This is a genomic window from Mucilaginibacter sp. P19, from assembly GCF_050632265.1.
Taxonomy (GTDB): domain Bacteria; phylum Bacteroidota; class Bacteroidia; order Sphingobacteriales; family Sphingobacteriaceae; genus Mucilaginibacter; species Mucilaginibacter gossypii.
The window spans coordinates 2721383-2734812 of record NZ_CP192586.1 but is presented as its reverse complement, the minus strand read 5'-3'; the positions used below and the strand labels follow the sequence as shown (position 1 = coordinate 2734812).

Annotated in this window: 10 protein-coding genes; all 10 read right to left on the bottom strand. The window is 44.6% G+C overall.

The features are described 5' to 3' along the window. Complete coding sequence (locus ACQ86K_RS13180) at positions 1-987, bottom strand: energy transducer TonB (protein WP_091170876.1); 987 nt, start codon at positions 985-987, stop codon at positions 1-3. Between the two features lie 236 nt (positions 988-1223). Beyond that, entirely contained in the window at positions 1224-2312 is a 1089-nt protein-coding gene (locus ACQ86K_RS13175; RefSeq protein WP_091170874.1) for an efflux RND transporter periplasmic adaptor subunit, read from the bottom strand. Beyond that, a complete protein-coding gene (locus ACQ86K_RS13170) occupies positions 2309-5470 on the bottom strand; it encodes an efflux RND transporter permease subunit (RefSeq protein ID WP_091170871.1) in 3162 nt (1053 codons plus the stop codon). The genes ACQ86K_RS13175 and ACQ86K_RS13170 overlap by 4 nt, the downstream gene beginning before the upstream one ends. Next, positions 5467-6375 carry a TolC family protein gene (locus ACQ86K_RS13165; RefSeq protein ID WP_431200514.1) on the bottom strand — a complete coding sequence of 303 codons (909 nt, stop codon included), beginning with the start codon at positions 6373-6375 and terminating at the stop codon, positions 5467-5469. The genes ACQ86K_RS13170 and ACQ86K_RS13165 overlap by 4 nt, the downstream gene beginning before the upstream one ends. Further along, the gene (locus ACQ86K_RS13160; protein WP_431200513.1) at positions 6372-6872 is read right to left on the bottom strand and encodes a TolC family protein; all 501 of its coding nucleotides are present in this window, start codon (positions 6870-6872) and stop codon (positions 6372-6374) included. Before ACQ86K_RS13160 ends, ACQ86K_RS13165 begins: the two co-directional genes overlap by 4 nt. Before the next feature lie 11 nt (positions 6873-6883). Next, positions 6884-7789, bottom strand: coding sequence for a chromate resistance protein ChrB domain-containing protein (locus ACQ86K_RS13155; protein ID WP_431200512.1), 906 nt, complete (start codon positions 7787-7789; stop codon positions 6884-6886). Positions 7790-7898: 109 nt separating this feature from the next. After that, entirely contained in the window at positions 7899-9107 is a 1209-nt protein-coding gene (locus ACQ86K_RS13150) for a glycoside hydrolase family 88/105 protein (RefSeq protein WP_218134469.1), read from the bottom strand. Positions 9108-9216: 109 nt separating this feature from the next. Continuing rightward, positions 9217-10761, bottom strand: a complete 1545-nt coding sequence (locus ACQ86K_RS13145; protein WP_431200511.1) for a glycoside hydrolase family 43 protein — start codon at positions 10759-10761, stop codon at positions 9217-9219. Between the two features lie 99 nt (positions 10762-10860). Next, positions 10861-11487 (bottom strand): rhamnogalacturonan acetylesterase, encoded by a 627-nt coding sequence (locus ACQ86K_RS13140; RefSeq protein WP_431200847.1) that lies wholly within the window; start codon positions 11485-11487, stop codon positions 10861-10863. 272 nt (positions 11488-11759) lie between these two features. Then, complete coding sequence (locus ACQ86K_RS13135; RefSeq protein ID WP_091170862.1) at positions 11760-13418, bottom strand: RagB/SusD family nutrient uptake outer membrane protein; 1659 nt, start codon at positions 13416-13418, stop codon at positions 11760-11762. Positions 13419-13430: the final 12 nt, after the last annotated feature.

The following is a 13430-nucleotide window of genomic DNA, read 5'->3' as shown; positions in this document are numbered from 1 at the left end:
TTAGCGTTGTTCATAAGCCAATGAAAAACTTATTGGTACAGAATAAATTACATCAACAGTAATGCCATAACTGGTGGCGGGTTTCCAGGGCGGGGATAAACGCATCACCCGTAAAGCTTCTTGAGCCAGGATTAGGTTCCCTTGTATGGAGCGAATATCGTGTAAGATGCCCTGCCGATCAACGTTAAAGGTTAAGATTGCCCGCCCCTGTATATTATTATTACGTGCTTCAAGCGGGTATACTATACTTTTCGCAAGGAAGCTTCCGAATTTGTTTAGCCCTCCCATAAATTCAGGGGCAGTATATTCCTTATTAAAAGAATATTTATTACCGCTTTTCGCATAGCTGTTCCCTGCAATCAGGTTGCCGCTTTTATAAGTCGCCTCATAGCGTAAAGTATCGTTTAAGGTTCCATTCCAGGCATTGTCTTTTAAACCGTCTTTTATAGGACCAGTACCGATTGTGTTTTTAAAATCATCAGAATAAAGAATTATAGTACCGTTGCCGTTTTCGGCTAATACGCGTCCTGTTGAGTCAGCGCACTGGGCAACGATTAATGTATCCTTTTTGTAAATTCCGGACAAATAAATTTTGCCGTTGGGATAGTATTCGGTTATATCGCCGGAAAGCCTGCCTTTTTCATAATTGCAAATACGCTTCCTTTTACCATTAGGAAAATATTCAATACAGGCACCTTGTAATTGTGCCTCTATTAAACCTGTATTCGAAACACCTTGAAGTTTGGGTTTCCCATTTAAATAATAATCATTGACGGGGAAAAGTTGGTTATCGGTACTGGAATCTGGTGTGGTTACCATTCGGATAAAATCAGCACTATCTTTACTATTGGTTATTTTCGCTGACGGTGCCAGCCAGGGGGCAACAGTAAAATTCTTCATGTAAGCCATTATAGTGTCGCGTTGTGCGCTTACACGTTCAGTACAAAGGATAATTGCTATTAGCAATAAGGGAACTACTTTACGCATGGGTTCAGGTACAAATCTTATCAAAAAATCAGGTTAAGATAGCAATGAAATTGAAATTTTAAAACCGTTTTTTGATATGACTAAGGCAAGGCTTACGGATCGCCATTGCATATTGCGGCAAATGATCTATGGAAAAGCTCACCTGTGCCCTGATAGCACTGTTGCCTGTGTATCTGTCAATGTTTCGATTGGAACCCCGGAATTAATTTATAACCTCTGTGTGATACATTGATCAACTATTGCTTAACAGGAAGAGTTGCACCCTCTTTCATCTCCTCATTGGCTTGTTTAACCAGTTTATCGCCATCTTTCAGGTCACCAGTAATTTCTACTTTTTCTTTGCCTGTAAACCCTGTTTTTACATCTACCCATTTCGCTCTGCCATCCACGAGTTTCACGACAAACTTGCGTTCCTGCGTAGTTACAACAGCCTTGTAAGGTACCGTAAAGCCAGGATCAGGTCGATCAACGTTTAAGGTGATCTGGGCAAACATCCCGGGCTTAAGCTGTTTTTTTTGATTGGGGAAACTAAACTCCCATGTTTCGCTCCGGGTATCTGAGCTGATCGCTTCCGATTTTCGGGCAAGATTGGCTTTAAATACAACACCCGGCAAAGCAGAAACGGTAAACGAGGCCTGGTTATCTTCTATTTTAGTAGCATTATAAGCCTCCGGTACCGACACCTGGATCCTTAACAACGAGTTATCCTCTACAGTAAAAAGCAGGATTTTACCGGTATTATCCACATAATCGCCTTTAAAAATATTACGCGCGGTAACTACTCCGTTAAATGGTGACCGGATAACCAGGTAATCTTCTAATGCATGGTTAGCCCGGGTAGCAGCTTTAGAAGCTTCGTAAGCGGAGCTATCCGTTTTCATTTGGTTGCGGGCAATATCCAGCTCGTTATCTGATATGGCGCCGGGTGTTTTGGATGCTTTTAACAACCGCGAATAAACGCTTTTACTGGACAGGAACTTAGAATAAGCTCCCTGGCTGTTACTGCGGCTCTGCGCCTCGCCGGCTTTTAGTTCCGGCGCGTCCAGGATACAAAGCACCTGGCCTTTACTCACCTTGCTGCCAATGTCCACTTTTACATCTTTTACATAACCGGCTGTACGGGCATAGATATTGGCGCGGTCGTTTGGTATAATTTCCCCGGTGAGGCTGAGTTTATTGCTCACTTTACCGGCTTTAAGTTCAATCAGCTCTACAGGTTGTTTTGCCGGCGCCACCGTAGCTACCGGTGTCTTATTTTCATTGCTGCCGCAAGCTCCAAGTACCAGCGACAGGCCTAATCCTAAATATGTATGTAATGCTTTCATGCGTTTGGTTCTGTAATGGTAAAGTATTTGCTTTCCTTATCGTCGGGATCAAGTGAGATTAACTTAACCGGGCGATCGCCGGCTAAGGCATGATAGATCAGTGGTAAAATTAACAGGCTCAAGAGCAACCCGAATAATAACCCGCCTATTACCGCTATGCCTAAAGGCGCGGTCTGATCCCCGCCCTCACCTATTCCCGATGCCATCGGGACCATACCTGCGATCATTGCAAGGCCGGTCATCAGGATTGGCCGCGTCCTATCCCTGATCCCGATCAGAAATGAATTTTCCGTTCTTAGTTTACGATAGCTTTCTGCCTGTATGATAAACAGGATAGCATTGGCCACCGCCACGCCAATGGCCATAATACAACCCATGTAAGATTGAATGTTTAAGGTTTTGCCCGTTAGCCACAGCAATAAAAAACACCCGGTCAATACGCCTGGTATAATACCGATCACGATCAGCGAAATCCTGAATGATTGGAAATTAACAGCCAGCAACAGGAATATCACGACAATGGCCAGCAGGACACCTGTTTGCAGTTCATCAAATGTTTGCTGAAACACTTCTGCCTGGCCCTGCTGCTGGATCTTCATACCATCGGGCAACTTGCCTAAGCCCGCAATAATCTTATCAATGTCGCTGATGGCAGCGCCTAACGATTTGCCATGCAGGTTAGCTGTAAGCGTGATAAAACGCTTTTGGTTTAAACGGTCGTACTCCCCTTCTATCCTACCCATCTTCCAACTGGCCACATCCCGCATAAACACCTGTTTGCCGCCATTTGAACCCAACAGGATATTATCTACTTTACCAGGGTCGTTCATGACAAACTCCGGCACCTGAACCTGCACCTGGTAAGCAGTGGCATTAGCTTTATCCAGCCAGTAATTGGGCTGGGTAAACCTGCTGGAAGACGTGGCCGCGATCAGTGATTTACTTGCGTCATCTACCGTTAAGCCTAATTGTCCTAACCTAACCCGGTCAAACTCCAGTTTCATGGCGGGGTAACTTTGAGGTGCGCCATAGGTAATATCCCGCAGGTATGGCAATTTGTGTAGTTGATCCAGGATCCGCTGCGCAAAATCCCTGTCCTGTAATAAATTTTTACCCAATATCCTAATCTGTACAGGGGTATTGGTGCCCTGGCTCATCACCTGGTCTACCAGGTCCGACGGCTCAAAGGAAATTTGCATGCCGGGTATTTTCAGGGCCACTTCTTTTCTCAAAGTTTCCTTAAAATCTTCGAGATTTATGCCTGCATTCTCCACGAAATTGACTTTAAGAACTGCTTCCTGAGGGCCGCTTGTCCATAAGTGGATGGCATTAACAGGGTATGACGAACCCTGGTTGCCGATAAAGGCAGAAGTAATGGCTATTTTTTGCCCGCCCGATAAACTATCTATCAGGGCCAGCAATGCTTTGGTTTTAGTTTCAGTTCGCTCGAGACGGGTGCCATCGGCTAAACGAATCCTGACCTGGAATTGGCCTGCATCAACTTTAGGAAATAATTCTTTTCCTAAAACATTGAACAATAAAACCGCGGCAACCACAGATACCAACAGGTATACCGTAACAATCAATGTAGATGCGGTGGCGGCTTTTTTCAGCCATTTGCCATGCCGGTCTTTAAATTTACTCGTCTTTTCACCCTCTTTCGCCTTTTCGCTCAAATGATCCTTAAAAAGCCAGTTGGCCATGACCGGGACAAAGGATTGTGAAAGCAGGAATGACGCGATCATGGCCAGACCTACCGCTAAGGATAAAGGCAAAAACATCGCTTTGGGAATACCGGACATAAAAAATGCCGGAAAAAATATCGCAAGGATACATAGCAATATTAACAGCTTGGGTAATGCTATCTCTTTAGAAGCTTCTAGTATCGCCCGGCCTTTGGGTTCGCCTTTTTCCTGGTGATGATGGATGTTTTCTATAGTAACGGTAGCTTCATCTACCAAAATACCAACGGCCAGCGCCAGGCCGCCTAAAGTCATGACATTGATGGATTGCCCGAATAATTTCAAACAAATAATTGCTGATAACAAAGCCAGCGGAATAGTAAGTACCACAATGAGCGATCCCCTCCAATCGCGCAGAAATAACAGTACCATGAGGCCAGTGAGTACGGCACCTAATATCCCTTCTGTAGTTAAACTCTTTATCGAATTGATGACATAGCCCGACTGGTCAAACTCGTAGCTCACTTTGATATCCGGCGGTATGGCAGCCTGCATATCCGGCAATGCCGCTTTAACCCGTTGAACCACATCCCAGGTAGAAGCATCGGCCCTTTTGGTTACAGGAATATATACTGAGCGTTTGTCGTTAATGAGCGCATAACCTGATGTAATATCCGCCCCATTATCTACCGCGGCCACATCATGTACAAAAACAGTCGGGCCGCTGCCAGTTTTAATGGGAATATTAGCCAGGTCCTGGATATTTTCCACAACCGTATTTTGCGGCGTGATCAACGTTTGGTCGCCTACACGAATATTACCCGAGGGGGTGATGACATTCCCCTTGGCAATGGCGGTTACCAGATCCTGGGGTGTAACGTTATAACTGCGTAATTTATCAGGATCCGCTTTAATGAGTACGGTTCTCTGGTTACCCCCAAACGGCGGCGGAGCGGAAACACCCGGCAGGGTTGAGAACATGGGCCTTACCTTAAACAAGGCCAGGTCCTGCACTTCAGACAGGGAGCGCGTTGAGCTGAATACCAGTTGCCCTACCGGTACACTGCCGCCGTCAAAACGGGTAACAAAGGGAGATATAGTACCCGGTGGCATAAATGCCCTGGCCCGGTTCACCATCGCCACAACTTCACCGGTGGCCTGGCCCATATCAGTACCCTCATGAAAGTTCAGCTTTAGCAGGGTTACGCCTTGTATTGTCTTGCTTTCAACCGATTTGATGCCGGTAACATACAGAAAGTGGTATTCATAATAAGAAGTGATATAACCTTCCAATTGCTCGGCAGACAAGCCGCCATAGGTTTGTGCTACATAGATGGTTGGGGTGCCCAGTTTTGGAAAAATATCTACGGGCATATTGCGAATAGAAATTACGGAAAAGAAAATGATGGCGATAACCGCGACAATGATCGTTACCGGTTTTCTTAATGAACCATATAAAAGCTGGATGATATTCATTTTCCGTATTGATTTAAAAAGATATCTATATTGCCCTGGTAAGCAGCCTTAGTTAATAAAGATTTCCAGGCTCCCCAATAAGCGATCTTAACCGAGGCTTCCGATTGGTAGAGCAATTGCAGGGATTGGATCACATCATAATAACTGATGAGCCCCGACTGATAGCGGGAGTGTATTGCCTGGTAGGCGTACTGCGCCGCTTTCAATGCTTCCGGGGCCAGGCGGGCAGATTGTATGGCCTTAGTTAAAGCGGAATCTGCGATTTCCCGCTCAGTATTCAAATGAAGTTCGGTTTGTTTAAGCTGCTCCCGGCTGGTCTCAATATTCAGTTGCTGCTGTTTGAATAAGGGTTTCTGTCGAAATACTTCCATGATAGGAAAAGAAAGCTGTGCGCCGATACCATAATTATACCGCTCAAAACGCCATCCATCACCATTATTAACCGCCCCATCGGCGGCTACGCCTGATCCGCGGCCATAACCCACGCTCCAGATAGTTAGTTTAGGCAAAAGGCTTCTTTTGTAGGTTTTAAGGGTTAACTCATTGGTCAGTACATTGGTTTTTTGCAAGCTAAGCTCGGGATGTTCAGTATCATCAGCATTGAGTGGAACAACAGGCAGGCTCTTAAACATCGCAGAATCTGCCACCGGGGTACCGGGTAAGTTACCACCGGTAAGTTCTTTTAAAACGATCAGGCATGAATCCCTTCGGCGTTCAAAAGCTATGAGTTGGATCTGTGCTTTAGCCAGTTCGGCGTGAAAAGTAGATGAATCCGTTCCGGGCCTTAACCCGCTTGATACAACAGCCTGCGATTGTTTCAGGTGATAAGCATCCCTGCTGATATTACTTTGATAAACTTTAACCAGGTCGGCCGTAAGCAGGTAATTGAGCCAGGCATTAATCACAAATATCTTATGCTGAAAAATGGTAAGCGTTCTGTCGGCTTGCCCGTTTTTGAGTTTCCCCTGGCCAATTCAACGGTTGCTCCACGCTGCCCAAAGGTAAAAGGCTCCCATTGCAGGTTCAGAGCTGCGGCACTTCCTGGCGTGCCTTTATAATCATTTGATTTGCTTGGCGGGCCGCTGATAGGTGTAATGTATTGCGGGTAAATCATACCCGTAATATTGTTGTAAGTAGCGTAATCTACCTGGTAAGATGCATTTATAGAAGGAATGATGCCGTTTTGCTGTAATTTAACGGCATATTGCAATCCCTGGGTCTGCAAACGTTTGGCTTTAATCAGCGGATAATTACGGGCCGCCGTGCTGAGCAGGGAATCAAGGTAAATGCTGCCGGATTGCTGTGCATGAAGCTGCAGACAAAATAACCCGATGGCCAGCATCAACAGTATAATTTTTGAGGTTTTAGCCTGATAAAATTTCGAATAGGTTTTTGAATACACTATATATAAATTTATGGTTGCAACGCTATAAACAATCTACTGGAAAAGCTTGAATAAAATTTACCATTTGGACAGATTTTACTTTTTGGCCAGGCTTTTTTATACTCCGAAGGGCTTTGCCCCGTATGCTGTTTAAAAATCCTCGAAAAATGGCCCTGATCAGAAAAGCCGGTCAGGTAAGCAATCTCCGTGAAGCTGTGGGTGGTGGTCCCCATAAGGTTAATGGCTTTTTCAATCCGCATTTTCCGGATATAATCGCCAAAACTCATATTCTCAAAATATTTGGAAAACTCCCTGGATAAATAAGCAGGGTTGATTTCCAGCTCTTCAGACGCCTGTTGCAGGCTCAGGCTCATATTGGTATCGATTTGATCCTGGATCATCTCTTTAAGTTCCTTTGTCCAGGACGGCGGTTTTTTATCTCCTTTAGTCTTGAGGTACTGGTGGTAAACCTCTATAAGCCTCTGTTCAACAGGTCCATCTGTATGCTTTTGTTTATGGAGGTATTTGGCCCAGTTGTATAGTCCATCGTAGATCACCATGCCTAATGCCAGGAGTTGCTGATCATCGGCAATATCATGTCTTAACCCCGAAAATACCGCTTCCAACCCGGCTGATTGCGGTGCAAAATCGTGACGGTCGGTATCCGCGCCCCTGATTATCGAGGCAAGCCGGTTTAAAGCTGCATCTTTTAACTGGTGTTTTTTAAGGAAATAATCAAAGGTGCATTGATCTTCGTAGTGGGTATACTCTACATTGGGAATATCAAAAGGGATAGCATCCAGCTCTGATGCCCTCACCAGCACTTCCTCGTACGGAACGTAGATAATTTCACCTTCAGGATCAATGAAGCGTTTGATGAGCCACGGGCAGGCAATACGGTCAATTTTAGGACGGGCACGCGTGATCCATTTCATAGCGGATCAAAGTTAAAAATCTAAAGCATATTAGTGGCGACCCCATTCCTATAATCGGCAATGGAATTAGTGATAATTATGATACATAAGATTTTTTAGACTACCAGAATTATTGTTTTATCATTCCGCTATACACATCGGGCAGGCGCTCTACCTCAACGCTGGCTAATATAAATGCGCCGACACCTTTAGCATCGTTAGTTATTACCATTTCGCTTAAATAATACTCGTAACTCCCATCCCGGTATGGTTTCCCTCCAAGCCCCGATACACTCACGGTGCCGTTAAGATTTAACTGTCCATTTGCATCTGTTTCAATAAACTTTTTGATAATTCCGTTATAGCCTTTTTGAATGGCGGGTAAATAGGTTGGTTGTAAGTATCCCTGCCTCACCGCTTTTGCCATGGTGTATACAAACATGCATGATGCTGATGCTTCCGGATAATTCCCTTTGGCGTAACCTTTGTCAAGTACCTGGTACCACAAGCCAGAATTTTCATCCTGATATTTAACAATTGCCGCGGCAAACCGGTTAAGTATTGCCAGTAACTCCACGCGTTTGGGATGCTGCGCCGGAAAATAATCAAGCACATCAACCAATGCCATCCCATACCAACCCATTGCCCGGCCCCAAAAATTAGGCGACTGGCCGGTTTTCGGGTTAGTCCAACGTTCTTTTTTACTTTGGTCCCAGCCATGATACAACAGCCCGGTTTTTGTGTCGCGGGCCTTTTCTTCCATCAGGATAAATTGCCTGGCTATATCATTAAATGCCGTATCTTCATGAAAAGCGGCAGCATATTCAGCATAAAAAGGCTCGCCCATATATAAACCGTCCAGCCACATCTGGTTTGGATAACGGTTTTTATGCCAAAAGCCTCCTTCAGGTACACGCGGTTGTTTCCGCAGTTGCTCACGCAGCAACGTTGCCGCTTTATAGTATTTTTGGGCACCCAGCACTTTATATAACGTCAACAAATTACGGCCGCACAATACGTTATCTATATTATAATCAGCTTGCCGATAGGTGCGGATATTGCCGTCGGGCGTAACATATCTGTCCATACATCGCTGTATATAGGTGAAGTATCTTTTGTCGCCTGTTTGTTGCCACACGCCCTCTATGCCTTTCAAAATCACGCCCTGGTCATAAGTCCACTTGTCGCCGGTTGTCAGGCTGTCTTTCCAGATAGTCATAACCGTTTGTGTCATGCGCTGCGAATAAGGCTGCTTGTTTTGAGCCTGTAACATCAATGAACACTGTGCAAGGATGGCAATAATAAGCAGACACCTTTTTATAAGCTGATTACTTCTCATACGAATTCATTTTGGTGATGATAAACTAACCGGATCATCTTCGTTTATTTTTATTTATTGCTGATTAACAAATCATGGATACCGGTTCCAATATAACCCACACAACGTGTTAATTATTAGGCGTTACCCTAAACCAGTCTACATCAGCATAACCCGAATCATTGATCTGGCTTGTACGCGTACAAAACAAGCCAATCTTGGCCCCAATCCAACGGCCTGCCTCGGCCGTAAATTGCCTGCCGGTATTTTTATAATCTATTCCATCGGTGCTGTAGCTGAAGTTACATACAGCGTTCTTCGTTACTTTAACACGCAGGTAAACAGTTGGTGACGATAGCTTCGTAATCACTTCCTCCAGCTCCTTTTTGCCCTTATCTGCTTCTGTACAAGTAGTAAATACCAGGTATATGCCATCCTTTCTACTTTGCATGGCTATATTAGCGTAGCTGAAACCCATAATGGTAAGTCCCGTTTTTTCACCCTCCAGCTTTAAGTTAGGCGTAAAGGTGATCTTGGCGGTAGCCATAAATTCATCAGCCGGAAACTTTTGTAATAGCACATTTGGCGTAAACCACAGGTTAGCGGCATCATTTGGGGGTTGATAACTATAAAGCCTCAAAGCGCCTTTATTGGTGTTCATAAACATCCATACGGACTTCGCGTTAGCCATCCATTGCCATTGTAAGCCCGGAGATATGGTATTAAATTCGTCACTTTCCTGCGGAGTGCTCACCGGAAAGATTTTACCAACATTGGGCTTTTTATACGTTAATACCGGTTCGCCTTTGCCATCACCATCCTTATCCACACCAATAACAGGCCAGTTATCCCTCCAGATCATTGGTTGTAAATGCACTACGCGCCCATAAACGCCCTTATCCTGAAAATGCAGAAACCAGTCTTCTCCGGTTGGTGTATCCACCCATGCACCCTGATGCGGGCCATTGATGCTACTTTTCCCCTGATCCATTACTACCCGCCGCTCATATGGCCCATAGATATTTTTTGAACGCAGCGCCAGTTGCCAGCCTGTAGGAACGCCCCCAGCCGGAGCAAAAATGTAGTAAAACCCGTTACGCTTATAAAACTTCGGGCCTTCTATGGTAGGGTCCATTTCATGCCCGTCATAAACAATCACGCCATCGTCAACTACCCTGGTTCCGTCATTATTTAATTTGTTTACAGCGATTACGCTTTTTATACCTGCCCGGCTGCCTGCAAAGCCGTGCACAAGGTACATGCTGCCGTCGCTATCTAGCAGCGGGCAGGGATCTATTATACCTTTGCCTTCCATTACCATAACGGGTTTGCTCCAGGGACCGGCAGGGTTTTTAGCTTTTACCACGTAAATGCCAAAATCAGGGTCAGGATAATAAATATAAAATTCGTTATGGTTATAGCGGATGGCGGGGGCCCAAACCCCATCGCCGTGCCGCGGTACGTCAAAATGATCAAAGGGTGGCTGCTTCAATAACGCGTAACCTAAGATGCTCCAGTTAACCAGATCTTTTGAATGCAAAACAGGCAAACCTGGAATTGCTTCAAAGCTTGAAGATACAAGATAGAAATCATCGCCAACGCGAATAGCGTCAGGATCGGAATAATCGGCATTTATCACCGGATTTTTATAGGTGCCATTACCCTGATCTGCCACCCATACTTTAGAGATATAACTGGCACCAGTTACGGATAGTCCTTTTTTTGTTGCGCAAGAACCTGTCCGTTTATAATTAATAGCGTAACGAACAGTAATTTATTTTTCATATAAAGGTTTAACATTTGAATGCGCGATATGCGGGGTAAGTCCAAGCTTTAACGACCGGATGCCTGCTAAAACTATTTCGGCCATTTTCAGGGCTCCCAACTCATTAAAGTGCGTATCATCAGCCCGGCCTTCCGGATAATTAATACTTTCTCCCGGAGTAAGGTAATTAAACAACTTTTTTGATCCCTCGGGCCCGAGTTTTTGCAATAAAGCCTGGCTTTCCCTGTCCAGGTCAATCAGCGGGACCTTTTGTTCTGCTGCCAGTTTACGCACTATGGCCGAATACACTTCATGTGTGCCAACTAGGGTTCCTGTTGTATCAAACTTTCTTCGCGCTGCTGGTGTCAGCAATACCGGGTTTGCTTTTTTTCCCTGGTTTCGCGGACAGAACCTTGCTAAGTTATCCCGGAACCCCTGCTCATTGATATAGCTCTTTTTAGTGGGTACCTCATCATTATGGCCAAATTGTATAAATACATAATCGCCTTCCTTTAAACTGCCGATAATAGAACTCCATAAGCCTTCACTAATAAACGTTTTAGTGCTTCGGCCATTCTGCGCACGGTTGTCAACAACTACCGTACTATCAAAAAAGCGCTGAAAGGCATTCCCCAGCCTGTCTCGGGAAATGCCTTTGGCTGCTTATTGGCCATTGTTGAATCACCCGCTAGGTATACGGTGGTATGGCCGGGAGTAATCAGAAAAGACATCAACAACACCGCGCTCATTAAAAGGCAGATAAATGATAAGCCTTTAATTTTAATATTACCGCTCCTGTACATCATATATTGTTTTTAGAAAATTTTTTTCTCCGGTTGCATACTTATAGCAAACTCAAAAATTATAAAAAGGGATCATTTATCAGATCCCTTTTATACCGTTTCAAATTAATTATAGCCCGGGTTTTGTTTAAATACATCTTTATTGGTTACGGCATCAATTTGTCCCTGAGGTATGGGTCGTACCAATTCATATGGCTTGAAATTGGCTGCGGCGTCCGGGTTCATAGCCTGGATCCGGCTTGCCAATTTACCCGTCCGCTTCAAATCAAACCAGCGTAACTGTTCGCCGCCCAACTCACGTGCTCTTTCGTCCAAAATAAAATCGAGCGTAACCTGTGCAGGAGTGATCTGCATTTCTGCTATATGACCAGGTTTTGCTGCCCTTGTCCTGAGTACGTTAATATAAGTTGCCGCGGTTCCCGGGTCACCGAGGTTTAATTTTGCTTCGGCAGCAATCAGGTACATCTCGGCCAGCCTGATCACAAAGACATCACGGGCACTTTGGGCCTCAGCTACACTTGCACGTGTTGAATCTTTAAATTTCGATAAAGAAACATAAAACTTACGCTGAATAGGTACCCCATTTGATTTATATACCTTGGACAGGTCATAAGTAACGTATTTACTGCTCTGCGATGCTGCAGGTATAGTTGCATTAGGGGTATAACAAACCGTATCGCCAACTTTAACAGCATTACCATTATAAGTACCTGCTTTGTTAGCATACCAAACACTCTGAAAAGAGCCGGCATAGCGTGAATCATTTTGTTGATCAAACATGTTTAGATAAGCCAAAGTGGGCATATATCTGTTAAACGGCCTTCCGTTTGGAATATCACGGACGAGCAGGCTTGAATTTACCTGGTCATAAACCATCAGGTATAGTAAGTGCCCGTTGTTTGAACCGCGATAGTGCCCGTTTGGATATGTTGCCGAGGTAAGATCGTTATTGGCCAGGTTGGTTGAATAATCAATGGCCCAAATCACTTCCTTATTTTTCAGGTTCCCCATATTCCACAGATCAGCATATTTAGGCTGCAATACATAGCTATAGTTTTTAATCACATCATCGGCCATGTTAAATGCGTCGGCATTCATACCCCGGGTTAAGTACATCCGTGCTAAAAAGGCTTTAGCTACCGGCACTGTTGCCCGTCCGTAATCGGTGGTGGTTGGAGTCAGGTTAGCTACTGCAAATGTAAGATCTTCAAATATCTGCTTGTAAAAAGTCTCTACCGGTGTTTTATTAGCTTCTGTATTGGCGCCTGCAGTTGGTTTGGTGGTAAAGTTTACACCACCCCAGGTTTCAACAATATGCCAGTAATAAAATGCTCTTAAAAAACGCAGCTCGGCTTCGCGGTTCAATTTTTGGGCTGCCGTATAATCTGTAACGGCAGCAATCTGGGCTATACCCGTATTACATAAATTTACACCGGCATACAAGTTGTTCCACAATAAAGGCAGCGGGTCTGCAGTGCCTTGTAAATTAATATATTGAGTAAACATTGGGTATGGGTCGCCGGTACCGCTCGTCCAGATATCCGTTCCCATTTCAGAGGCCAGGTACCCTTCTTCCTTTCCATACCAAAACCGGGTATAGGTATAGGCCGCATTAACCAATGTTTCAAAACCTACCGCTTTGGTATAAACTGTTGTAGCGGTTAAATTGCTGGGGTTATATTCTTCGAGCTTTTTGCTGCAGGCACTAAATAAAGTGGCAATGGCTATAAGCAGCAGCGCCCAACTTTTTAGTAAATTTTTCATAATATGTTTTTT

Bases quoted from the DNA above. Each gene is read 5' to 3' on its own strand.
- ACQ86K_RS13180 (WP_091170876.1), bottom strand. From the start codon at position 987: ATGCGTAAAGTAGTTCCCTTATTGCTAATAGCAATTATCCTTTGTACT.
- ACQ86K_RS13175 (WP_091170874.1), bottom strand. From the start codon at position 2,312: ATGAAAGCATTACATACATATTTAGGATTAGGCCTGTCGCTGGTACTT.
- ACQ86K_RS13170 (WP_091170871.1), bottom strand. From the start codon at position 5,470: ATGAATATCATCCAGCTTTTATATGGTTCATTAAGAAAACCGGTAACG.
- ACQ86K_RS13155 (WP_431200512.1), bottom strand. From the start codon at position 7,789: ATGAAATGGATCACGCGTGCCCGTCCTAAAATTGACCGTATTGCCTGC.
- ACQ86K_RS13150 (WP_218134469.1), bottom strand. From the start codon at position 9,107: ATGAGAAGTAATCAGCTTATAAAAAGGTGTCTGCTTATTATTGCCATC.
- ACQ86K_RS13135 (WP_091170862.1), bottom strand. From the start codon at position 13,418: ATGAAAAATTTACTAAAAAGTTGGGCGCTGCTGCTTATAGCCATTGCC.